General features: G+C 72.2%; 18 protein-coding genes. 11 read left to right on the plus strand and 7 right to left on the minus strand.

What is annotated here, in order from left to right; all coding sequences use genetic code 11:
* Positions 1 to 65 precede the first annotated feature (65 nt).
* On the minus strand, positions 66 to 1,295 hold the full coding sequence (gene ssd / locus ABGA99_RS18680; protein WP_347578553.1) for a septum site-determining protein Ssd: 1,230 nt from the start codon (positions 1,293 to 1,295) through the stop codon (positions 66 to 68).
* Positions 1,296 to 1,822: 527 nt separating this feature from the next.
* On the opposite strand from ssd, the gene ABGA99_RS18685 reads away from it, so the two are divergent.
* Complete coding sequence (locus tag ABGA99_RS18685) at positions 1,823 to 2,653, plus strand: HAD family hydrolase (RefSeq protein WP_347578552.1); 831 nt, start codon at positions 1,823 to 1,825, stop codon at positions 2,651 to 2,653.
* A gap of 390 nt (positions 2,654 to 3,043) precedes the next feature.
* On the opposite strand, the gene ABGA99_RS18690 is transcribed toward ABGA99_RS18685, so the two are convergent.
* Positions 3,044 to 3,889 (minus strand): Fic family protein, encoded by an 846-nt coding sequence (locus ABGA99_RS18690; protein WP_347578551.1) that lies wholly within the window; start codon positions 3,887 to 3,889, stop codon positions 3,044 to 3,046.
* A gap of 86 nt (positions 3,890 to 3,975) precedes the next feature.
* Between ABGA99_RS18690 and ABGA99_RS18695 the strand changes: the two genes are divergently transcribed.
* Positions 3,976 to 4,998, plus strand: a complete 1,023-nt coding sequence (locus tag ABGA99_RS18695; RefSeq protein ID WP_347578550.1) for an ATP-binding protein — start codon at positions 3,976 to 3,978, stop codon at positions 4,996 to 4,998.
* Here the strand turns inward: ABGA99_RS18695 and ABGA99_RS18700 are convergent.
* On the minus strand, positions 4,986 to 6,146 hold the full coding sequence (locus tag ABGA99_RS18700) for a hypothetical protein (protein WP_347578549.1): 1,161 nt from the start codon (positions 6,144 to 6,146) through the stop codon (positions 4,986 to 4,988). The two genes, ABGA99_RS18695 and ABGA99_RS18700, sit on opposite strands and share 13 nt — an antisense overlap.
* 443 nt (positions 6,147 to 6,589) lie before the next feature.
* On the opposite strand from ABGA99_RS18700, the gene ABGA99_RS18705 reads away from it, so the two are divergent.
* From ABGA99_RS18705 to ABGA99_RS18725, 5 genes are all read left to right on the plus strand, one after another.
* The gene (locus ABGA99_RS18705) at positions 6,590 to 9,127 is read left to right on the plus strand and encodes a SulP family inorganic anion transporter (RefSeq protein WP_347578548.1); all 2,538 of its coding nucleotides are present in this window, start codon (positions 6,590 to 6,592) and stop codon (positions 9,125 to 9,127) included.
* Between the two features lie 123 nt (positions 9,128 to 9,250).
* Positions 9,251 to 11,206, plus strand: a complete 1,956-nt coding sequence (gene acs / locus ABGA99_RS18710) for an acetate--CoA ligase (protein ID WP_347578547.1) — start codon at positions 9,251 to 9,253, stop codon at positions 11,204 to 11,206.
* Between the two features lie 234 nt (positions 11,207 to 11,440).
* On the plus strand, positions 11,441 to 12,838 hold the full coding sequence (gene nhaA, locus ABGA99_RS18715; protein WP_347578546.1) for a Na+/H+ antiporter NhaA: 1,398 nt from the start codon (positions 11,441 to 11,443) through the stop codon (positions 12,836 to 12,838).
* 29 nt (positions 12,839 to 12,867) lie between these two features.
* Positions 12,868 to 13,443, plus strand: coding sequence for a phage holin family protein (locus tag ABGA99_RS18720; RefSeq protein ID WP_347578545.1), 576 nt, complete (start codon positions 12,868 to 12,870; stop codon positions 13,441 to 13,443).
* Entirely contained in the window at positions 13,440 to 14,366 is a 927-nt protein-coding gene (locus ABGA99_RS18725) for an alpha/beta hydrolase (RefSeq protein ID WP_347578544.1), read from the plus strand. The genes ABGA99_RS18720 and ABGA99_RS18725 overlap by 4 nt, the downstream gene beginning before the upstream one ends.
* A gap of 412 nt (positions 14,367 to 14,778) precedes the next feature.
* Here ABGA99_RS18725 and ABGA99_RS18730 read toward each other — a convergent pair whose 3' ends face one another.
* The 3 genes from ABGA99_RS18730 to nth form a co-directional block, all read right to left on the minus strand.
* Positions 14,779 to 15,978: a MarP family serine protease gene (locus ABGA99_RS18730; RefSeq protein WP_347578543.1), complete on the minus strand. Its 1,200-nt coding sequence runs from the start codon at positions 15,976 to 15,978 to the stop codon at positions 14,779 to 14,781.
* A 12-nt stretch (positions 15,979 to 15,990) separates the two neighbouring features.
* Entirely contained in the window at positions 15,991 to 16,653 is a 663-nt protein-coding gene (locus ABGA99_RS18735; protein WP_347578542.1) for a CoA pyrophosphatase, read from the minus strand.
* Positions 16,654 to 16,904: 251 nt separating this feature from the next.
* Positions 16,905 to 17,735 (minus strand): endonuclease III, encoded by an 831-nt coding sequence (nth, locus tag ABGA99_RS18740; protein WP_347578541.1) that lies wholly within the window; start codon positions 17,733 to 17,735, stop codon positions 16,905 to 16,907.
* A 146-nt stretch (positions 17,736 to 17,881) separates the two neighbouring features.
* On the opposite strand from nth, the gene ABGA99_RS18745 reads away from it, so the two are divergent.
* The 4 genes from ABGA99_RS18745 to ABGA99_RS18760 all read left to right on the plus strand — a co-directional run bounded on the left by ABGA99_RS18745 (position 17,882) and on the right by ABGA99_RS18760 (position 20,821).
* Positions 17,882 to 18,133 (plus strand): hypothetical protein, encoded by a 252-nt coding sequence (locus ABGA99_RS18745; protein ID WP_018835851.1) that lies wholly within the window; start codon positions 17,882 to 17,884, stop codon positions 18,131 to 18,133.
* Positions 18,134 to 18,143: 10 nt separating this feature from the next.
* Complete coding sequence (locus tag ABGA99_RS18750; protein ID WP_347578540.1) at positions 18,144 to 19,256, plus strand: SPFH domain-containing protein; 1,113 nt, start codon at positions 18,144 to 18,146, stop codon at positions 19,254 to 19,256.
* 75 nt (positions 19,257 to 19,331) lie between these two features.
* The gene (locus ABGA99_RS18755; RefSeq protein ID WP_347578539.1) at positions 19,332 to 20,171 is read left to right on the plus strand and encodes an inositol monophosphatase family protein; all 840 of its coding nucleotides are present in this window, start codon (positions 19,332 to 19,334) and stop codon (positions 20,169 to 20,171) included.
* Positions 20,172 to 20,278: 107 nt separating this feature from the next.
* Entirely contained in the window at positions 20,279 to 20,821 is a 543-nt protein-coding gene (locus ABGA99_RS18760) for a zinc-binding dehydrogenase (RefSeq protein ID WP_347578538.1), read from the plus strand.
* A gap of 84 nt (positions 20,822 to 20,905) precedes the next feature.
* On the opposite strand, the gene ABGA99_RS18765 is transcribed toward ABGA99_RS18760, so the two are convergent.
* Positions 20,906 to 22,432, minus strand: coding sequence for an MFS transporter (locus ABGA99_RS18765; RefSeq protein ID WP_347578537.1), 1,527 nt, complete (start codon positions 22,430 to 22,432; stop codon positions 20,906 to 20,908).
* Positions 22,433 to 22,504: the final 72 nt, after the last annotated feature.

Raw genomic sequence — 22,504 nt, forward strand, 5'->3', positions numbered from 1 at the left:
GCGGTATCGCGGCAAGGTCCATCCCGATACCGTGACCGGCTCCTCCGCCACCTGCTCCGTGCGCCTCACGCCGCCGCCCCCTCCGTGCTCGCGCCGGGCAGGGCGCGGGCCCAGAAGTCCGTGCAGAACCGGGACAGCGGGGTACGGGGCCGGGTGCCCGGCGGTGGGGCGCCGGTCTCGGCGGCCTGCGGCAGGCCCGGCTCCGCCGGGAGTTCGCCGGCCAGCGGTAGGCGCAGCAACTCGGCGACGTCCTCGGCCATCAGGCCGCCCCGCGTCGGGCCACGGACCACCACCCGCAGATCGCCCAGCACCATCCGCACCGCATCCGCCACCCGGTGCGCCGCCGCGACCGCGCGCAGCTCCGCCGGCACCACCAGCAGCCCCACGTCCACCTGGGCCAGCGCCTCGGCCACCGGCTCGTCCACCCGCCGCGGCAGGTCGACCACGACCACCCCGCCCCGCCGGCGGGCCGCCGCCAGCACCGAGCGCATCGCCTCCGGCGTCACCGGCACCGAACCCGCCTCGCCGCCGCCCCGGTCCCAGCTCAGCAACCGCAGGTCGTGAAGGCGCGGCAGCGACTCCTCCAGCGCCGCTCCGCCGATCCGTCCCCGCGACGACGCGAAGGCCGGCCAGCGCAGCCCCTCCGCCTCCTCGCCACCGAGCAGCACATCGAGCCCGCCGCCCAGCGGATCCGCGTCGACCAGCACCGTGCGCCGCCCGGCCCGCGCCGCCGTCACCGCAAGCGCGCAGGCCAGCGTGGACGCCCCGGCGCCGCCGCGGCCGCCGACGACGCCGACCGTGCGGGCCTGCGCGCCGACTCCCTCCGCGGCGTCGGCGATCCGGTCGACCAGCGCCGTCTCCCCGTCCGGCAGCACGACCACCTGCTCCGCCCCGATCCCGACCGCCCGCTCCCACACCCCGGGGTCGTCCTGATCCCGGCCGACGAGCACCACCCCGTCCCGGCGGGCCCGCCCTTCCACCAGCCGCCCGGCGCTGTCGTCCCCGACCAGCACCAGCGGCGCCGCGGCCCAGTCCTGCCGCCCCGGCGCGTGGGCCACCTCCGCCTGCGTACCCGCCGCGGCACAGAGGCGCAGCAGGTCGTCCAGAAGGTCTTCGTCCTCCGTGACGACCAACGGCCGCCCGCCGGTGCCCGGGGCGCCGGACCCCTCGTCGGCACCGCCCCCGGCGGGCCCGCCGCCACGCCCGGCCCATACGCCCCGCAGCCGACCGCCGCCCGGCAATCCACGGTCCCCCAGGCCGCCGTCCCGCAGCCCACCACTCCATACCCGGCCCATCACGCCGTCTCCCCCGCTTCACCCGCCGCGCCACCCGGCACGCCGTCCGCCTAGGCCCGCGCCGCCGCCCTCCGCGACGGCATCCGGCCCGCTTCCGACCCCACCGTGCCCTCGGCACCCCACTCCTCGTGGATCTTGGTCAGGATCTGGGGATAACCCGCCAGTTGTGGACAACTCCGTCACCCGTTCGGAGGAGCGTGCCGATCGAGGGCAACGGTTACCCACGGTGATGCGTCTACTTCCACGACGGCGATGAAGACGGCCCGAACGGCTGCCCGAAGCAAGGAGCGACCGGAAGAGCGGAAGAAGGTCCGACGCCGGCGGAGAAAAATCGAAAAAACCGGAGTCCGGACATGCGACGACCCCCGCCGGGGGGGAGAGCGGGGGTCGTCCCCACGGCCGACTCGGGGGGGGAGGAGCCGGTCCGGGTTAGCACGGTCGCGAACGATCCGTGACTTCCATGGTGTACCCGAGAGCCTTCTCAGGCAAACCCACGCGCCACACCTTACGCCGAATGGTGGGCGCCTATGCTCGCACTCGTGGAAAACCACTCGCTGCCCAGGACGGCCGCCTTCTTCGATCTGGACAAGACGGTCATTGCGAAGTCGAGCACGCTGACCTTCAGCCGGTCCTTCTACCACGGTGGACTGATCAACCGGAGGGCGGTGCTCCGATCCGCCTACTCGCAGTTCATCTACCTCCTGGGCGGTGCCGACCACGAGCAGACGGAGCGCATGCGCGCCTACCTCTCCAACCTCTGCCGCGGCTGGAACGTGGCCCAGGTGAGCGACATCGTGGCCGAGACCCTCCACGACCTCATCGACCCGATCATCTACGACGAGGCCGCCTCCCTCATCGAGGACCACCACCTCGCCGGCCGCGACGTCGTGATCGTCAGCAGCTCGGGCGCCGAGGTCGTCGAGCCCATCGGCGAGTTGCTCGGCGCGGACCGCACGATCGCCACCCGCATGGTCGTCGAGCACGGGCGCTACACCGGCGAGATCGACTACTACGCCTACGGGCCCGCCAAAGCGGAGGCCGTACGGGAGCTGGCCGAAGCCGAGGGATACGACCTCGCGCGCTCGTACGCGTACAGCGACTCGATCACGGACGTGCCCCTCCTGGAGACCGTCGGCCACCCCTACGCCGTCAATCCCGACCGCGCGCTGCGCCGCGAGGCGGAGCAGCGCGACTGGCCGGTGCTGTCGTTCGCGCATCCCGTACGGCTGAAGCAGCGGCTGCCGCAGTTTTCACTGCCCTCCCGGCCGGTGCTGGCCGCGGCCGCCGCGGGGCTGGCGGCGGCGACCGCGGCGGGGGTCGTCTGGTACGCGTACCGCCGCCGCCTCCAGGCCGCCTGAGGCGCCATAAACCCGCCTTGACCTGCACATTTCCCGGTTCGCCCGATATTTAACCTTTGGCAACCTTTGCAGGTGAAAGTAAATATCCGAGCGCTGGGCTTCCCTCTCACCGCGGACAGGAGTACAAAGGAATTGCGGCCCGTGAGAGCCAGGGCATCCGAGGAGGATCCTCAGCAACAACGGCCCCGCGGACCGCACATGGAAGTCGGGAACCCACGCGACGCCGATCCCTCGAATAGGGACCGCCACACCAGGCAACGGACGGGTGCCGGGCCTGATGGGCAAAGAACTCTGCACGCACTGGTACCCCGGCCGACATGAGACAGCGGCGGCGCCCCAGGGTGCCGCCGCGACTCTGTGCCAACGGGCCCGAAGACGCCTCGCGTGTGCCTACGCCGCGCCCCGCTGCAGCGCCTCGCACACCGCCGTGCTCTCCCGCGCACCCAACTCGACCGCCCTGCCGCAGTGGGCGATCCATCCCCCGACGCCCTCCGGAGTCCCGCTCGCGTAGCCCGCGAGCGCCGTCTCGTACGCCCCGAGCCCCTGCTCCGCGTGCCCCACCTCGGCCGGGCAGACCGCCTTGGGGTCCAGCCCGCTGCCGACGAGCACGACCCGCTCGGCGGCCCGCGCGACCAGCCCGTTGCCTGTACGGAACGGGCGCAGCGTCAGCAACTCGCCGTGCACCACCGCCGCCATGACCAGTGCCGGAGCGGACGAGCCCGCGACCACCAGGGCCGCCAGCGCATCGAGCCGCGCCGCGGCCTCCTCGGCGGCCGGCAGCGGCGACGGCAGCGCCGCACCCGGCTCCGAGACGCTCTCGCCCGCCAGCCGCGGCCGTCCCACCGCCTCGCCGGCGTCCCCGCCCGCGGAATCCCCCGCACCGCCCGACGCCATCACATGCAGCCGCGCCAGCACCTGCATCGGCGACTGCCGCCAGGTGCTCAGCAGTTGTCCCGCCTCCGCGTTCGCCCGCAGCGCACCGCCCACGGTCCGCGGCTCCCCCTCGCCCGAGAAGTCGCTGCGCCGCCGTACCTCCTCCAGCGCCCAGTCCGCACCCGACAGCGCCGCCGAGGCGCGCGCGCCGCGCAGCGCCGCCTCGGCCGACACCTCGTTGCTGCGCCGCCGCATGACCCGGTGCCCGTAGACGCGATCGACCGCCCTCCTTACAGAGGACACCGCCTCCTCGACTCCCGGGAGGGTGCTCAGGGCCGCCAGCGGGTCGGTCACGCTCGTCATGCGTACGAGACTACGCAACCCGATGGGGTGGACTTGTCCACCCCTTTCCGTGACCCCGGGCCAAGATCCCGCTACCGTTTCTGAACATGAAGATCGCTTTCGTGGGAAAGGGCGGCAGCGGCAAGACCACCCTGTCGTCCCTCTTCGTCCGGCATCTCGCGGGCACCGGCCGCCCCGTGCTCGCCGTCGACGCGGATATCAACCAGCATCTGGGTGCCGCCCTCGGGCTCGACGAGGAGGAAGCCGCCCGGCTGCCCGCTCTCGGCGCCCACCTCCCGCTCATCAAGGAGCACCTGCGCGGCGCCAACCCGCGGATCGCGGATGCCGCCGGCATGATCAAGACGACACCCCCGGGCACGGGTTCCCGCCTGCTCACGGTCACCGGCGACAATCCGGTGTACGCCGCCTGCGCCCGCCCCGTGCAGTTGGACAACGGCCCCGTACGCCTCATGGTCACCGGCCCGTTCACCGAGGCCGACCTCGGCGTCGCCTGTTATCACTCCAAGACCGGTGCCGTGGAGATGTGCCTCAACCACCTGGTCGACGGGCGCGAGGAGTACGTCGTCGTCGACATGACGGCGGGCAGCGACTCCTTCGCCTCCGGCATGTTCACGCGCTTCGACATGACGTTCCTCGTTGCCGAGCCGACCCGCAAGGGCGTCTCCGTCTACCGCCAGTACAAGGACTACGCCCGCGACTTCGACGTGGCGCTGCGCGTCGTCGGCAACAAGGTCCAGGGCCCGGAGGACCTGGAGTTCCTGCGCGCGGAGGTGGGCGCTGACCTGCTGGCCGCGTTTCCCCACTCCGACTGGGTGCGGTCGATGGAGAAGGGCCGCCCGCCGGCGTTCGCGCTGCTGGAGGAGCCCGCGGCGCAGGTGCTGCGGGAGTTGTACGGGGCCGTGGACGCGTCGTATGAGCGACGCGACTGGGCCCGTTACACCGACCAGATGGTCCACTTCCACCGCAAGAACGCGGAGAGCTGGGGCAATGCGAAGACGGGGGCCGATCTGAGGGACCAGATCGACCCCGGCTTCGTCCTGGGAGAGACCGTGCCCCCGGAGCCCCTGCCGGCCGTACGGGGCGCGGCCGCGGCCCCTCAGCCCGCCTGATCCCCCTTGGCGTCCGCGTCGCCGGCGTGGTCCTTCCGCCCGGACCCCGCCGGCTCGGCGCGCTGCGCGCTCCCCCGCGCGGGCGTCTTCGCCAGGAACTTCTCCCAGCCCTTCGCGGGCTGCTCGCCCACCTCCAGCGTGCGCAGCTTCGCGAGCGCCGCCGGGTCCTGGGCGTCCAGCCAGTCCACCAACTGCCGGAAGGAGACGCAGTGCACGTCCTTCTTGGGGCAGACGGTCTTGATGGTGTCCTCTACGGCCCGCATGTACGCGCCGCCGTTCCAGCTCTCGAAGTGGTTTCCGATGACGAGGGGCGCACGGTTGGTCGTGTACGCGCGCTCGAAACCGGCCAGTAGTCCCTCGCGCATCTGCCGTTCGAAGGCCGCGTGCTGGGCGGCGGGCGCATAGGCGGTGCCCGACTGGTTGGCCATGAAGTTGTAGTCCATGCTCACGACTTCGAAGGAGCGGCCGGGGAACGGGACCTCCTGCAACGACAGGTCCCAGATGCCCTCCTTCTTCCGGGGCCACACCTGGCTGCTGACACCGCTGGTGTCATAGCGGAAACCCATCTCCTTCGACGCCTTCATGAGGTTCTTCTGCCCCTCCAGGCAGGGGGCGCGACCGCCGACCAGCTCCTTGTCGTAGTCGAAGGGAAGCGGATCCGCCTTCTTCCGGCCGGTGTTCGTCTTCCAGCGCTGCACGAACTGCTTGGCCTGCGCGATCTCGCTCTTCCAGTCCTCCTTCGACCAGCTCGCGACGCCCGTACGGCCGCAGAAGTGGCCGTTGAAGTGGGTGCCGATCTCGCTGCCCTCCAGCCACGCGCCGCGTACCTGCTTCAGGGTGGCGCCGACCTCCTCCTCGTCCAGGTAGCCGATGTCGGAGGCGCCGCGGGCGTGGCCGGGGGGCGCGTACTCCATGCGTTTGTCCCGCGGCAGGACATAGACGCCGCTGAGGAAGTACGTCATCGCCGCGTCGTTCTCCCGCGCCACCTTGCGGAAGTGGGAGAAAAGCCGCTGGCCGTCCTCGCCGGCGCCGTCCCAGGAGAAGACGACGAACTGCGGCGGCTTGGTGCCGGCCGACATCCGGCTGACCTCGGGCTGGTTGGGCTGGCTGCCGGTGTAGGCGGTGGAGCCGTCGCCGATGAGCTTCATCGGCCGGCCCTTGCCGTCCGTCGTGCCGCCGCTCCCCGAGCGCTGCGGATCGCCGTCCGATCCGGCCCCGGGAGAACAACCCGCGACCGCCACTCCCCCCAGTGCGAGGACGCCGCAGATTCCCACGGTCGCCCGCCATGTTCCGGACAAAGCTCTCACCTCTTCCTGGCGTCGCCTGGGACGCGCTGACTCGAATGGCCGAATACACGCGCGATTTCTGCCGCACGCTCGGAAAGAGGGATAACCGGGAATTCAGATTATCTCTCTGTATTCACTCGATGGATGGGAGAAGTGGTCCGAGCGGCGTAAAACGCTTCGCGGACTCTTTACGTGGCATTACGATTCATTTACTTGCCCTTGAGGGTCACCGAACCGTCACACTGCGTGACGTAACCCGTGTGCCCGTGCTGCACGACGCCCCCTCCACCTCGAGGAGACGCCACATGCCCGCAGGACGCCCGACGCCCCTGGGAAGCCCTTCCGCCGAGCGCGCGAAGGATCCGGAACATGACCCGGACTCCCGAACGGAACACGACCCGGAACACACGGCAGACCCCGGACCCGCGAAGCCCGCCGAGCACGCCGCGGTCCCCGGCCCCGCCGCTCCCCCCGAACACACCGCCCACCGGCGGCCCTTCGTCGCGGACCTCTCCGCGTCCGTGACCGTCTTCCTCATCGCGCTGCCGCTCTCCCTGGGCATCGCGCTCGCGACCGGCGCCCCGCTCCAGGCCGGGCTGCTGTCCGCGGCCGTGGGCGGCATCGTCGTCGGCCTGATCGGCGGGGCGCCGCTGCAGGTCAGCGGGCCCGCCGCCGGGCTGACCGTGGTCACGGCGGACCTCATCCAGCAGTACGGCTGGCGCGCCACCTGCGCCATCACCGCCCTGGCCGGGCTCGCGCAGCTCGTGCTCGGCTCGCTCAAGGTGGCCCGGTCGGCGCTGGCGGTCAGCCCGGCCATCGTGCACGGCATGCTCGCGGGCATCGGCGCGACCATCGCGCTGGCCCAGTTGCACATCGTCCTCGGCGGCAGCCCGCAGAGCTCCCCGGTCGACAACACCCTGGCACTGCCGGGTCAGTTCGCCGACCTGGAGCTGGGTGCCGTGTCGGTGAGCGCCGTCGTCATCGTCGTGCTACTGGGCTGGCCGTGGCTGCGCGGGCGGGGCGCCGGCCCGCTGCGGTACGTGCCGGGGGCGTTGGCAGCCATCGTGCTCGCGACCGCCTTCGCCTCCTTCACCGGGCTGCGGCTGTCGCGCGTCGACCTGCCGTCCTGGAGCAGTCACGCGCTCGCGGGGATGCCGGACGGGCCGGCGCTGGGGCTGGTGGCCGCAGTACTGACGATCACGCTCGTGGCCAGCGTGGAGTCTCTGCTGTCCGCGGTGGCGGTCGACAAGCTGGCGGTGGCACGCGGCGACGAGCGCCCCGTACCGCGCGCCGACCTCGACCGGGAACTGCGCGCCCAGGGCGCCGGCAACTTCGTCGCCGGGCTGCTCGGCGGACTGCCCGTCACCGGTGTCGCCGTGCGCAGTTCGGCGAACGTCGCGGCGGGGGCGGTCAGTCGCAGGTCCGCCGTGCTGCACGGCGTGTGGGTGGTGCTGGCGTCGCTCCTGCTGGTGGGGATGCTGGAGCTGATCCCGTTGGCGGCGCTGGGAGCGCTGGTGATGGTGGTCGGCATCCAGATGGTGAAGATCAGCCACGTACGGTCGGTGCGACGGCACCGGGAGATCCTCGTGTACGCGGCGACCGTGGCCGGCGTCGTGCTGCTGGGCGTCCTGGAGGGCGTCGCCGTGGGGATCGCGGTGGCGGTGGCGGTGTCGCTGCACAGGCTCTCCCGTACGCGGGTCACGCTGGAGCGGCGCGACGGGGGTGCGGCACCGGACGGCGGGACCCGGGAGGCGCCGGAGGTCACGTACCTCGTGCGGGTGCGCGGGCAGCTCACCTTCCTTGCCGTCCCGCGGCTGAGCCGGGTGCTCGCGCAGGTGCCGCGGGGCACGACGGCGGAGGTGGAGCTGACCGGGTCGTTCATGGACCACGCCGCGTTCGAGACGCTGCAGGAGTGGCGCCAGGCGCACGTCGCGCACGGCGGCGTCGCGGAGCTGACCTCCGCCACGGGCCGGCGCATCGCCGAGCCGGCCGCGGCGCACCACTGCCACCCGTGGACGCCGTGGCGCAACCACTGCTGTGTCTCCACACCGGAACGTCCCACCCCGGCGCACCGGCTGCTCAGCGGGATCAGCAACTTCCAGCGCAACACCGCGCCGCGGGTACGCGAGGAGCTGGCGCGGCTGGCCCGCGAGGGGCAGCGGCCCACCCAGCTCTTTCTGACGTGCGCGGACTCCCGGGTGGTCACCAGCATGATCACGTCGAGCGGCCCGGGCGATCTGTTCACGGTACGGAACGTGGGGAACCTGGTGCCGCTGCCGGACGGACCCGGGGACGGTGCGGACTCGGCGGGCGACGCGGACGGCGGGACGGGCGCCCGGAGGGAGAGTGCCGCAGCCGCCGTCCTGCCCGACGACTCCGTCGCGGCGGCGATCGAGTTCGCCGTCGAGGTGCTGCGGGTCGAGTCGATCACGGTGTGCGGGCATTCCGGCTGCGGTGCGATGCAGGCGCTGCTCGACGAGGAGGCGGCTCACGGAGACACCGGCGAGGCCGCCGACGTGCCGCCCACGCCGCTGCGGCGCTGGCTGCGGCACGGGCTGCCCAGCCTGGCGCGGGCCCGGGCCGACGGCCCCCGGATCGCCTGCCGGCCGTACGCGGACGACGCCGAGCGGGTGAGCCTGGCCAACGTGGCGCAGCAGTTGGACCATCTGCGCCGGCACCCGTGTGTACGCCGCCGGCTGGCTGACGGCACGTTGAGCCTGCACGGCATGTACTTCCACGTCGGCGAGGCGCAGACTTACGTGCTGGGGACGCAGGGCGACTTCACGGCCGTACGCCCCGGACCCGCCGGTCTGCCGGAACATGCTGCCGCCGATGTCCGATAGCACACGGCGCCTGCGGATACCCACAGGTCTAAACCAATTTATCCCCAGGCCCTTGTCACGCCCTCCCCACGCCTGATGAGCTAGGCCCGGGACTGAGGCGGACATCCTGGAAAGGGAGATGTCGTGAGCAACGAAAGCCTGGCCAACCTGCTCAAGGAGGAGCGCCGGTTCGAGCCGCCAGCCGAGCTGGCCGCGCACGCGAACGTCACGGCGGAGGCGTACGAGCAGGCACGTGCGGACCGGCTGGGCTTCTGGGCGGAGCAGGCCCGGAGGCTCAGTTGGGCCACCGAGCCCACCAAGACGCTCGACTGGTCGAACCCGCCGTTCGCGAAGTGGTTCGAGGACGGCTCGCTCAACGTGGCGTACAACTGCGTGGACCGGCACGTCGAGGCCGGCCTCGGCGACCGCGTGGCGCTCCACTTCGAGGGCGAGCCGGGCGACTCCCGCTCGATCACCTACGCCGAGCTGCAGCGGGAGGTCTCCAAGGCGGCCAACGCACTGGCGGAGCTGGGCGTGCAGACCGGCGACCGGGTCGCCATCTACATGCCGATGATCCCGGAGACCGTCGTCGCCATGCTGGCCTGCGCCCGCGTCGGCGCACCGCACTCGGTGGTCTTCGGCGGCTTCTCCGCCGACGCGCTCGCCACCCGGATCGCGGACGCGGACGCGCGCGTGGTCATCACCGCCGACGGAGGGTACCGGCGCGGCAAGCCGTCCGCGCTCAAGCCCGCGGTGGACGAGGCCGTGGAGCGCACCGACCGGGTGCGCAACGTCCTGGTGGTGCGGCGTACGGGCCAGGACGTGGCCTGGACCGAGGGCCGCGACGTGTGGTGGCACGACGTCGTGGACCGGCAGGAGGACACGCACGCCCCCGAGGCGTTCCCCGCGGAGCACCCGCTCTTCATCCTCTACACCTCGGGCACGACGGGTAAGCCCAAGGGCATCCTGCACACCACCGGTGGCTACCTCACCCAGGTGTCCTACACCCACCACGCGGTCTTCGACCTCAAGCCCGAGACCGACGTGTTCTGGTGCACGGCCGACGTCGGCTGGGTCACCGGCCACTCGTACATCGTGTACGGCCCGCTCTCCAACGGCGCCACCCAGGTGCTCTACGAGGGCACGCCCGACACCCCGCACCAGGGCCGCTGGTGGGAGGTCATCCAGAAGTACAAGGTCTCGATCTTCTACACCGCGCCCACCGCGATCCGCGCCTGTATGAAGTGGGGCGACGAGATCCCGGCCAAGTTCGACCTGAGCAGCCTGCGGGTGCTCGGCTCGGTCGGCGAGCCGATCAACCCCGAGGCGTGGATCTGGTACCGGGACCACATCGGTGCCGGCCGCACGCCGGTGGTGGACACCTGGTGGCAGACCGAGACGGGCGGCATGATGATCAGCCCGCTGCCCGGGGTGACGAGCACCAAGCCCGGCTCGGCGCAGGTGCCGCTGCCCGGCATCGAGGCCACCGTCGTGGACGACGAGGCGCGCGAGGTGCCGGACGGCTCGGGCGGCTATCTGGTGCTCACGGAGCCGTGGCCGTCGATGCTGCGCACGATCTGGGGCGACGACCAGCGCTACAAGGACACGTACTGGTCCCGTTTCGAGGGCCGGTACTTCGCGGGTGACGGCGCGAAGAAGGACGACGACGGCGACATCTGGCTGCTGGGCCGGGTGGACGACGTCATGCTCGTCTCCGGGCACAACATCTCCACCACCGAGGTGGAGTCCGCCCTCGTCTCGCACCCCAAGGTCGCCGAGGCCGCGGTCGTCGGCGCCACCGACCCGCAGACCACGCAGGCCATCTGCGCCTTCGTGATCCTGCGCGGCGGCGCGGAAGAGGCCGACGGGCTGGTGGAGGAGTTGCGGGCGCATGTGGCGAAGGCCCTGGGCCCGATCGCCAAGCCCAAGCGGATCCTGCCGGTCGCGGAGCTGCCCAAGACCCGCTCCGGCAAGATCATGCGCCGGCTGCTGCGGGACGTCGCGGAGAACCGCGAGATGGGTGACGTCACGACGCTGACGGACACCTCGGTCATGGACCTCATCCAGGCCAAGCTGCCGAGCGCGGCCTCGGAGGACTGAGACCGGGCGCGCGGTGAGCGGTGCCGGCGGTGGGGGACACCCCCGCCGCCGGCGACCTCGCCGCGCCGTATCTCCCCTTTGGCCCGTAATCTGACCCCAGCTTGATCGGCCGGTGTCGACCTGTAGGGTGGCGGAGACACGTGAAGAGAGCGATAACACCCTGAGGCGCGCCGGGAAGTCTGGTCGGCACACAGCACTCGTGTATCTGCCGTCCACCGCCCGGGAGTCCTCGTCGTGACCGCGCCCCAGCGCCCGCAGCCGTCCCAGTTCCTGCGCAGACCGTCCCTCAAAGAGAGCAAGTTCCTCACCGAGGCCCTGCGCACCGAGACCGTCGGCGGACTGATCCTGCTGGCCGCGGCCGTCATCGCCCTCATCTTCGCGAACAGCGCGCTGAGCGGGACGTACGAGGACATCAAAGGCTTCACCTTCGGCCCCTCCGCGCTCGACCTCCGCCTCGACCTCGCCCACTGGGCCAAGGACGGGCTGCTGACGATCTTCTTCTTCGTCGTCGGCGTCGAGCTCAAGCGCGAGCTGGTCGACGGCGAGCTGAAGGACCCGCGGGCGGCCGCGCTGCCGATCGTCGCCGCACTCTGCGGGATGGCCGCCCCTGCCCTCTTCTACGTCGCCGTCAACGCGGGCCGCGGCGACCTCGGCGGCTGGGCCATCCCCACCGCCACCGACATCGCGTTCGCCCTCGCCGTGCTGGCGGTCATCGGCAGCAACCTCCCCTCCGCGCTGCGCGCCTTCCTGCTGACGCTGGCCGTCGTGGACGACCTCTTCGCGATCCTGATCATCGCGATCTTCTACACCGCCGGCATCAACCTCGTCGCCCTCGGTTTCGCCCTCGGCGGCCTCGTCCTCTTCTGGTTCCTCCAGCGTCGCGACGTACGCGGCTGGTACGTGTACCTGCCGCTGGCCCTCGTCATCTGGGCGCTCATGCACGCCAGCGGCGTGCACGCCACCATCGCGGGCGTCGCCATGGGCCTGATGCTGCGCGTCACCACCCGACCGGGCGAAGAGCAGTCGCCGGGCGAGCGCATCGAGCACCAGATGCGCCCGCTGTCCGCCGGACTCGCCGTGCCCGTCTTCGCCTTCTTCGCCGCGGGCGTGGCCGTGAACGCCGACTCGATGGGCGGCGTGTTCACCGACCCCGAGCCCCTCGGCGTCGTGCTCGGCCTCGTCCTCGGCAAGGTCCTCGGCATCTCACTCGGCTCCTGGCTCGCCGCCCGGTTCACCCGGGCGGAGCTGAACCCGGTGCTGAGATGGCCCGACGTGTTCGCCGTCGCGACACTGGCCGGTATCGGCTTCACCGTCTCGCTTCTCATCAGCGAGCTGGCCTTCACCGACGACGCCGGCCTCGCCGAGGAGACCAAGGCCGCGGTCCTGACGGGCTCGTTCATCGCCGCGGTGCTCGCGTGCGTGATGCTCAAGATCCGCGACAATCGCTATAAGGCGATCGCCGAGGAGGACGAGCGCGACGAGGACATGGACGGCATCCCGGACATGTACCAGCAGGATGATTCGGAGTACCACCTCCGGATGGCCGCGATCCACGAGGCAAAGGCCGCGGAACACCGGAGGCGTGCCGAAATGCGGCACCCGCCCGGCGAGCAGGGTGACCGTCGGGCATGATGTGACTTCAGGCGGCGAAGGGACGGACGATGAGCGCAGCCGGTAACGGTGCGGCAGGAAGCCGGACGGCCGCGGACGCGAGCACCACGGCGAAAGTCACGACGACGAAGGCCGGCACGGCGAAGGACGGCGCGGGCCCCTACCCGGACGCCGACGCCCACCTCGACACGCAGCAGAGCCTCGGGCAGCTCGTCTCGACCGCCACCACCGATCTGAGTGCGCTGGTCCACGACGAGATCGCCCTGCTCAAGGCCGAGACCCGGGAGGACTTCAAGCGGGCCGGCGCCGGCGGCACCGCCCTCGGCATCGCCGCCGTCCTCGTCCTCTTCGGCATCCCGGTGCTCAGCTTCGCCGCCGCGTACGGGCTGCACGCCCTCGGCCTCCACCTCGCCTGGTCGTTCCTCATCGTCTTCGGCGTCCACGTGCTCCTCGGCGCGCTCACCGCCCTCTGGGGCATCGCCAAGATGCGCCAGATGCGCAAGCCCGAGCGTGCGATGAACTCCACCAAGGAGACCGCCACCGTCATCTCCGACTCCCTGCGCGGCCGAAGTCATCCGGCGGACCGACGCAAGCCGGCTGCCGGCGTGGCACGCTCGGAGTCATGACGGCACCGTCGCCAGTCGACCCGGCAGTCCACCTGGAAGGCCCCTGGACCCACAGGGACGTCGCGGCGAACGGCGCCCGCTTCCACATCGTGGAGATGGGTGAAGGGCCGCTGGTGCTGCTGCTGCACGGGTTTCCGCAGTTCTGGTGGACCTGGCGGCATCAACTGCCCGCGCTCGCCGAGGCCGGCTACCGCGCGGTGGCGATGGACCTGCGGGGCGTCGGCGGCAGCGACCGTACGCCCCGCGGCTACGACCCCGCGAACCTCGCCCTCGACGTCACCGGCGTGATCCGCTCCCTCGGCGAGCCGGACGCCGCGCTCGTCGGCCACGACCTCGGCGGCTATCTCGCCTGGACCGCGGCCGTGATGCGGCCCAAGCTGATCCGCCGGCTGACCGTCGCCTCGATGCCGCATCCGCGCCGCTGGCGCTCCGCGATGCTCACCGACCCGCGGCAGAGCGCCGCGGGCTCCTTCGTCTGGAGCGCCCAGCGCCCCTGGCTGCCCGAGCGGCAACTCGTCGCCGGCGACGCCGCGTTGGTCGGCCGGCTGATCCGCGACTGGTCGGGGCCGCGGCAGCCGGACGACAAGGCGCTGGAGGTCTACCGGCGCGCGATGACCGTGCCCTCGACGGCGCACTGCTCGGTGGAGCCGTACCGTTGGCTCGTCCGGTCGCTGGGCCGACCCGACGGTATACAGTTCTACCGCCGGATGAAGCTGCCGGTGCGGGTCCCGGTGCTGCATCTGCACGGGTCCCTCGATCCGGTGATGCGCACGCGCAGCGCGGCGGGATCGGTGGCGTACGTGGAAGCGCCCTACCGGTGGCGCCTTTTCGACGGTCTCGGGCACTTCCCGCACGAGGAGGACCCGGTCGCGTTCACCACCGAACTCGTCAACTGGCTACGGGATCCCGAGCCCGACCGCTGAACCCCGCAGCTCACCGGCCGGTCCACCGCCCGTACGACACCCTCCGCCACCGCGGCCACCCGGCCCTCGCGCCGGCGACGCTGGAACGGGACACGTCAATTGCACCCTGCATAGGCCGATGGGCCCGGGAAAGGGCGATTACCGGCCGCCCGGTGGGGGGAGGATCCGGGGTATGGGTTGGACGCATGACTACAACGACGTAGGAACCCACCGCGCCACCGCACCGGACGCCAGACCGCTCCGGGGCGCCTCGGCGCATCGCGAAGTGGACCTCCGTCTGGGGATCCCGCACATTCTCCGCCGCCGGGCCCGCTGGATGAGCGCCCGATTGCGGCGCGCGCACTGAGCGGCTCGGCCCGGTCCGGATCTTGACCAGGATTCCGGGCGCTCGGCCCTCAGGCCCCTCGGCGGCTCACATCGCGCAACTGTCGCTGTCCACGCGCTGCGACGCCGTGCGCCCGCGCTCTATGTCGTCGCGGACCTCGTCGACCGTCAGCGCGTAGCCGGTGTCCTTGTCGTCCATGGACCTGGCGAAGATGACGCCCACGACGGCGCCTTCGGGAGTCAGCAGCGGGCCGCCGGAGTTGCCCTGGCGGACGAGGGTGAAGAGGGAGAGGACGTCGCGGTTGACGGTGCCGCGGCGGTAGATGTCCGGGCCGTTGGCCGTTATACGGTCGCGCACGCGCGCCGCCCGTACGTCGAAGCCGCCGTTCTCCGGGAAGCCGGCGACGATGGCGTCGTCGCCGCGGACTGCGTCGTTCTGGTCGAACGGCAGCGCGGGGGCGTCCAGCTCGGGGACCTCCAGCACGGCGATGTCCCGCTCCCAGTCGTAGAGCACGACCTCGCCGTCGTAGAGCCGGCCCTCGCCGCCGATCTGCACGGTGGGCTCGTCGACGCCGCCGACGACGTGGGCGTTGGTCATCACGCGCTGCGGCGCGAAGACGAACCCGGTGCCCTCCAGCACCTTGCCGCAGGACTGGGCCGTGCCGACGACCTTGACGATGCTCTTCCGGGCCTGCTCGACCACCGGGCTGCCGACCAGCGCGGGGTCGGGCGCCGGGACGTCGGTGATCTGCTCGCTCTGGAACGGCGCGAAGACCTGCGGGAAGCGGTTCTCCGACAGCACGGAAGAGAACTCGCCGAACCAGGTGTCGGCGCTCTTCGGCATCACTTCGGCCACGCCGCCCAGCACCTTCGACGCGCGCACCTCGCGGGCGACGGTCGGCAGCGTCGTCGACGCCAGCGCCGTACCGAGCAGCCAGGCGACGAGGAGCAGCGCCACGACGTTGACCAGCGCGCCGCCGGTGGCGTCGAGGGAGCGGGCGGGCGACCAGGTGATGTACTGCCGCAGTTGGTTGCCGAGGTGGGTGGTGAGTCCCTGGCCCACCGAGGCCGCTATGAGGACGAGGACGATGGCGCCGAACGCGGCCGTCGGGCCGAGGGCGGCGCCGTCGGTCACCAAGTCCCAGATGACGGGCAGCAGATAGATCGCCAGCAGCCCGCCGCCGACGAAGCCGCACACGGACAGGACACCGACCACGAAGCCCTGGCGGTAGCCGACCACGGCGAACCACACGGCGGCCGCCACCAGCAGGATGTCCAGCACGTTCACCGGGTCACCGTCTCATGCGTGCCAGTCCAGCGGCACCCGGCGGTCGCGATCCCACGGGCGCTCCCACCCGGCCAGGTGCAGGATGCGGTCGATGACGCCGGCGGTGAAACCCCAGACCAGCGCGGAGCAGACGAGGAACGCGGGGCCGAGGTGGCCGCGCGGATGCACGGCCGTGGCGCGGTTCGCCGGATCGGTGAGATCCGCCACGCTGACGCTGAACACCCGCGCCGTCTCGGCCGGATCGACGACGCCGACAGGGCTGGGCTCGCGCCACCAGCCGAGCACGGGCGAGACGACGAAGCCGCTGACCGGGATGTAGAGCCGGGGCAGCACGGAGAACACCTGCACGCCCGCGGGGTCGAGCCCGGTCTCCTCCTGCGCCTCGCGCAGCGCCGCGCGCAGCGGTCCTTCGCCCGCGGGGTCGCCGTCCTCCGGGTCGAGGGAGCCGCCGGGGAAGGAGGGCTGGCCGGCGTGCGAGCGCAGCGAGCTGGCGCGCTCGGTGAGCAGCAGCTCGGGGCCGTCGTCGCCGTCGCCGAAGAGGACGAGCACGGCGGCGGGCCGGCCCTCGTCGCCGTCGGGCGGCAGGAAGCGGCTCAGCTCTTCGGGCCGTACGGTACGGGCCGCGTCGGCGACCGGCGCCAGCCAGCCGGGCAGCCCGGCCTCGCTGACGGCCACGGGCGGACGGGACCCGGGCGCACGGGAGGCGTGCCCCCGGGACACGGGCGTTCGACCCACGGGCGTACGAGCGGAATCTGCACCTCCGGCACGCCCGTCAGCGGCGCCCGGGGCGCCGCGCGCGCCCCCGTCCGCTTCACCGCGCGCCTCACCCGCCGCGGCCCGCGCCGAAGCGCCGGCCGCCGCCTCGTCCGCCGTGCCACGCGCCGCCGCGGCGCCGCCCGGTCCGCCGGGCGTCCCGCGTGAGCGCGTCATGCGGCTCCCAGCGGGGGTGCGGGCTTCCCGGGGTAGTCCGGCGGGGGCTTGAGGCGCTGCCCGGGCATGCCGCCCTTCTCGTATTTCAGCAGCTTCTGCGCCTTCTGCGGATCCGTCTCCCCCTCGCCGTACGCCGGGCAGAGCGGGGCGATGGGACAGGCGCCGCAGGCGGGCCTGCGGGCGTGGCAGATGCGCCGGCCGTGGAATATCACGTAGTGCGAGAGCATCGTCCAGTCCTTCTTCGGAAAGAGGGACCCGACCTCCTGCTCGATCTTGTCGGGGTCGGTCTGCTCGGTCCACTTCCAGCGCCGCACGAGCCGGGCGAAGTGCGTGTCGACCGTGATGCCGGGGACCCCGAAGGCGTTACCGAGGACGACGAACGCCGTCTTGCGGCCCACGCCCGGCAGCTTGACCAGGTCTTTCAGATTCCCCGGGACCTCGCCGCCGAAGTCGTCCCGCAGGGCCTGCGAAAGCCCCATGATCGACTTGGTCTTGGCGCGGAAGAACCCGGTGGGCCGGATCAGCTCCTCGACCTCCTCCGGATTGGCCGCGGCCAGGTCCTCGGGCGTCGGGTACTTCGCGAAGAGGGCGGGCGTCGTCTGGTTCACCCGCAGGTCGGTGGTCTGCGCGGAGAGCACCGTGGCGACGAGCAGCTGATAGGGGTTCTCGAAGTCCAGCTCCGGGTGCGCGTACGGATAGACCTCGGCCAGCTCGCGGTAGATCCGCCGGGCCTGCCGCACCAGCCCCGTCCGCGTCGGCGCCGGTTTCGCCTTGCGCACCACCGCGCGGCCCCCCGCCGCGGATGCCTCTTTGCCACTCTTCGCCATGGGGCCAGCCTACGGGCCCCGACTGACACCGAAGAGCGAAACCGCTGGGGCCCCCTCCCGGGGAGGCGAAACCAAGATTGAGCGACCGTCGTCGTGAGTAGGGTACGCATGAACGTCGCGAGCAGGGTGATGGAGGGGATCCATCGATGGTGCCTGACGACGCCGTGATCGGCTGTCTCGGCGTTCTCGTCATCCCCACCCGCGGGTCCGCCGGCCCCGGCGAGGTGCTGGTGCGGGTCAGGGGTGGCACCGAGACCTTTCTCGCCTGGTCCGCCGAGCCGTTGCCGCAAGGGGCGGAGGTGCTCGTCACCGAGTACTGCGGCGGTCGCCAGGTCACCGTGATCGCGTGGGCCGATCCGTTGGACGAGCTGACCGGCGGCATCGGTCCCGTGGAGTGAGGAGGCAAGCATGTTCGGCTATCGCGTTCCGGCCCCCGACCAGGCCATGCTCGTGTCGGGCGGCAGGCGCAGGCGGGACGGTGCACCGTTCCGCGTCGTCGTCGGGCACGGCAGGTTCGTGTTACCGATCTTCCGCAAGACCCGCTTCCTGTCGCTGGCGATGCACGAGTCGGAGGTCGCCGAGTACTGCGTGACCAGGCAGGGCATCCCGCTGACCGTACGATCCGTGATCGCCTTCAAGGTCGGCAACGACATCGAGAGCATCGTCAACGCCGGACAGCGCTTCCTCTCCGAGCAGAAGGAGATGTCGGTGCTGACCGGGCGGATCTTCGCCGGCCACCTGCGCGCCATCATCGGCTCGATGACGGTCGAGGAGATCGTCACGGAGCGGCAGAAGCTCGCCTCCGAGGTGGTGGAGACCTCCAAGAGCGAGATGGGCCGGATCGGTCTGATCGTCGACTCCTTCCAGATCCAGTCGATCGACGACGGCGACACCGGCTACATCAAGGCGATGTCGGCGCCCCATCAGGCGGCCATCCAGCGCGAGGCGAAGATCGCCGAGGCGCAGGCGGCGCAGAAGGCGTCCGAGGCGGAGCAGGAGTCCGCGCGGAAGCAGGCCGAGTACGCCAGGGAGACCGCCATGGTGCGGGCGCAGTACAAGGCCGAGGTCAGCCGGGTCGAGGCGGAGGCGGCGCAGGCCGGCCCGCTGGCGCAGGCGCACGCGCAGCAGGACGTGCTCGCCGCCCAGACCGAACTGGCCGAGCGCGCGGCCCGGCTCCGCCAGCAGGAGCTGCAGGCGGAGGTGGTCAAGCCGGCCGAGGCGGAGGCCGCACGGGTGCGGGTGCTGGCCCTCGCCGAGGCGGAACGGATGAAGATCCAGGCCGAGGCGGCGTCCTCTCACGACAGGGTCGCACTGGACCAGCAGTTGATCGACCAGCTCCCGAAGATCGTCGAACGGGCCGCGGCCGGCCTGCAGGGCGCGAACATCAACGTGCTGAACGGGGCCGACGGCCTCGGCGAGCTGACGGCGGGGCTGGTCGGCCAGGGACTGGCCATCCTGGACTCGGTCAGGACCACCATGCCCCAGCAGCGGTCCCCGGAGGGTGAACGGCAGGATCACTAGGACACGGTGATCCGGCTGTCCCGGCCGCCTCCCCCCGCCGGTGGGTGTCCCGTACGGCTGGGGGAGGCTGGCCGCATGGACGAACGACCGAAGGCGGCGGGTCCGGCGGGAGACGCGCGGGCCGGGAGCGACGCGCGGCTGGCCGTGGCGGCGGCCCTGGCGGGCGCGGAGGTGCTCCGCGAGCTGTACGGGACCTCGCTGCGGCGGTACGGGAAGTCCGCGGGCGACTTCGCCACGACCGCGGACGTCGAGGCCGAGCGCGCCGTGCTCACCGTGCTGCGCGCCGCCCGCCCGGGTGACGCCGTGACCGGCGAGGAGAGCGGCGCGAGCGGCGCCGCGGAGGCGTCGCGGAGGTGGCTGGTCGACCCGCTGTGCGGCACGTTGAACTACGCCGCCCGCACCATGCTGGTCGCCGTGAACGTGGCCCTGCGGGCCGGGGACGCCACCTCCGTGGCCGCGGTGGCCGACCCGTTCGCGCACGAGGTGTTCTGGACCGACGGCGTACGGGCCGCGCTGCGCCGTGACGGCGCGGACGAGGAGCTGGCGCCGGCGGCCGGCTCCGGCCTCGTCGACGTCAACCTCGACCCGCCGTTCCCCCACCACCCCGCCTTCGACGTCGCCGGCCTGCCGTCCTCCCCGGGATTCGCGCCGCGCTTCCGGCCCCGGGTGCTGTCGACCACGCTGGCACTGGCCTGGGTCGCCGTCGGCCGCCGGGCCGCGTACGTCACCGACGGCGGCGATCTGCGCGCCGACGTGCACTTCGCCGCCGGGATCGCGCTGTGCCGGGCGGCCGGCTGCGTCGTCACGGGCATCGACGGCCGTCCGCTGCACGACAGCGCGGGCGGGCTGATCGCGGCGGCCGACGACGGCACGCACGCCGCGCTGGTGAAGCTGGTCGCGCGGCGGCGGGGGTGACGGGGCTGCGCTTGACCTGAACCTTCGCCGAGGCGGCGGCCCTGCTGCACGACGGCACCACCGCGGTACGCCTCGTCCGCGCCGGGCAGGCCCGGGAGGGCGAGACCGTGCTCGTGGCGGCGGCGGCCGGCGGGGCGGGGTCGCTGGTGCTGCAACTGGCGCGCGACGCGGGCGCGCGCGTCATCGCGGCGGCGCGCGGCGAGCGCAAGCTCGCGCTCGCCCGCGAGCTGGGCGCGGAGCACACCGTCGACTACTCCGAGGACGGCTGGCAGGACCGGGTCCGGGAGGCCGCCGGCGGGGACGGCGTCGACCTCGCCTTCGACGGCGCCGGGGGCGAACTGGGCCGGGCGGCGTTCCGTGCGGTGGCGCGGGGCGGCAGGTTCGTGACGTACGGGACGTCGGACGGCGGTTTCGCCGAGATCGACGCGCGCACGGCCGCGGAGCGGGACGTACGGGTGACCGACCTCCTTCAGGGCGGCCCGCCCGCCACGTCCGTCGCGCAGGCCGCGCTCGTCGAGGCCCTGGACCTCGCCGCGGCGGGCCGTATCAGGCCCGCGATCGGCGCGACGTACCCGCTGGGGCGCGCCGAGGAGGCGCACGCCTCGCTCGCCCGGCGCACGACGGTGGGCAAGTCGCTGCTCGTCGTGTGAGCGGTGGGCGCGTGAAGAGGTGGGTGCGTCCCGGTACGGGGGGCGTGAAGACGGCTGCGCGCGTGCACCGGGTGCGGGCGGGGCTCACATGTGGATCGTGGGTGCCCCGCCCTTCAGTTCCTTGGGCGCGCCCGACCGGTACAGGAACAGAGTCACCAGGGCGCCCACGGCGAAGAAGCCAGCCGACCACCAGAACGCGGTGTGGTAGCTCTGCAGCGCCGCCTGCGCCTTCACCGCCGGATCCCTGGGGTTGTGCCCGGCGAGATAGTCGGCGGCGGCGCTGGCGGAGAGGGTGTTGAGCAGGGCGATGCCGATGGAGCCGCCGACCTGCTGCATGGCGTTGACCGTCGCGGAGGCCACGCCCGCGTCGTGCACGGACACGCCCAGCGTGCCCAGGCTCATCGCCGTCGCCACGACGAGCCCGAGGCCGAAGCCCACGATGACGGTCATCGGCAGGATGTGCACCGCATACGAACTGCTCAGGTCCAGCGTCGTCATCCACACCAGGCCGACCGCCGCGATCGCCATGCCCGCGGGCACCACCAGCCGTGGCCCGACGCGCGGTACGAGGACGTTGGTGGCGAGCGTCGCGGCGATCACCAGGCCGCCGACCATCGGCAGAAAGGCGACGCCGGAGTCGATCGGCGTGTAGTCGAGACCCGTCTGCAGGAAGTACGTGAGGAACAGAAAGACGCCGAACATCCCTCCGGCGGAGATCAGCATGCCGAGGTAGGACGCGCCGCGGTTGCGGTCGGTGACGATGCGCGTCGGCAGCAGGGGGTGGCGGCTGCGGGTCGACCACCAGGCGAACGCCGTGAGCAGCACGCCGCCGACGATCAGCAGCCCCCAGGTGGCGGGCGCGCCCCAGTCCTGGTGCTCGGCGTTGGAGAAGCCGTAGACGACACCGAACAGACCGGCGGTGACCAGGGCCGTGCCGGGCACGTCGAGCGTGACGCTCCGGTCCCGCGCCGTATGGGTCAGCAGCGCGGAGGCGAAGACGAGGGCGGCGACGGCGAGGACCACGTTCACGTACAGCGTCCAGCGCCAGTCCAGGTACTCGGTGAGCACGCCGCCCAGCAGGAGGCCGATGGCACCGCCCGCGCCGGACACCGCGCCGTAGACGCTGAACGCCTTCGCCCGCTCGCGCGGGTCGGTGAACGTCGTGGTCAGCAGCGACAGCGCGGAGGGGGCGAGGAGCGCGCCGAAGGCGCCCTGGAAGGCGCGGGCGAGGATGAGCATGTCGAAGTTCACGGCGGCGCCGGCCACGGCGGACGCGGCGGCGAAGCCGACGAGCCCGACGAGGAAGGTGACCTTGCGGCCGGCGAGGTCGGCGATGCGGCCGCCGAGGAGCAGGAGGCTGCCGAAGGACAGCGAGTACGCGGTGACGACCCACTGCCGGTCGCCGTTGGTGAAGCCGAGGTCGGACTGGGCGGACGGCAGGGCGATGTTCACGATGGTCACGTCGAGGACGACCATCAACTGGGCGAGGCCGAGAACGCCGAGGATCAGCCACCGGTGGCGGTGGGCGCGCTCGTCGTGGAGGGTGACGGCGACGCCGGTCGGGCCGGCGTCTTCGGCGGGGCTGCCGGTTTCGGCGCGGGTATGGGGCATGGCGGGCTCCGTATGGGGGGTCGGATGCTCGGAGGGCCGTATTCGGCTCGTACGGGTACGGCGTAGGGGTAT

It is taken from the genome of Streptomyces sp. B5E4 (genome assembly GCF_039871555.1).
Classification (GTDB): domain Bacteria; phylum Actinomycetota; class Actinomycetes; order Streptomycetales; family Streptomycetaceae; genus Streptomyces.

What these genes read in the sequence shown, in the direction of transcription:
- ssd (WP_347578553.1), bottom strand. Translation starts at nt 1,295, where the DNA reads ATGGGCCGGGTATGGAGTGGTGGGCTGCGGGACGGCGGCCTGGGGGAC.
- ABGA99_RS18685 (WP_347578552.1), top strand. Translation starts at nt 1,823, where the DNA reads ATGCTCGCACTCGTGGAAAACCACTCGCTGCCCAGGACGGCCGCCTTC.
- ABGA99_RS18690 (WP_347578551.1), bottom strand. Translation starts at nt 3,889, where the DNA reads ATGACGAGCGTGACCGACCCGCTGGCGGCCCTGAGCACCCTCCCGGGA.
- ABGA99_RS18695 (WP_347578550.1), top strand. Translation starts at nt 3,976, where the DNA reads ATGAAGATCGCTTTCGTGGGAAAGGGCGGCAGCGGCAAGACCACCCTG.
- ABGA99_RS18700 (WP_347578549.1), bottom strand. Translation starts at nt 6,146, where the DNA reads ATGAAGCTCATCGGCGACGGCTCCACCGCCTACACCGGCAGCCAGCCC.
- ABGA99_RS18705 (WP_347578548.1), top strand. Translation starts at nt 6,590, where the DNA reads ATGCCCGCAGGACGCCCGACGCCCCTGGGAAGCCCTTCCGCCGAGCGC.
- ABGA99_RS18720 (WP_347578545.1), top strand. Translation starts at nt 12,868, where the DNA reads ATGAGCGCAGCCGGTAACGGTGCGGCAGGAAGCCGGACGGCCGCGGAC.
- ABGA99_RS18725 (WP_347578544.1), top strand. Translation starts at nt 13,440, where the DNA reads ATGACGGCACCGTCGCCAGTCGACCCGGCAGTCCACCTGGAAGGCCCC.
- nth (WP_347578541.1), bottom strand. Translation starts at nt 17,735, where the DNA reads ATGGCGAAGAGTGGCAAAGAGGCATCCGCGGCGGGGGGCCGCGCGGTG.
- ABGA99_RS18745 (WP_018835851.1), top strand. Translation starts at nt 17,882, where the DNA reads ATGGTGCCTGACGACGCCGTGATCGGCTGTCTCGGCGTTCTCGTCATC.
- ABGA99_RS18750 (WP_347578540.1), top strand. Translation starts at nt 18,144, where the DNA reads ATGTTCGGCTATCGCGTTCCGGCCCCCGACCAGGCCATGCTCGTGTCG.
- ABGA99_RS18755 (WP_347578539.1), top strand. Translation starts at nt 19,332, where the DNA reads ATGGACGAACGACCGAAGGCGGCGGGTCCGGCGGGAGACGCGCGGGCC.
- ABGA99_RS18765 (WP_347578537.1), bottom strand. Translation starts at nt 22,432, where the DNA reads ATGCCCCATACCCGCGCCGAAACCGGCAGCCCCGCCGAAGACGCCGGC.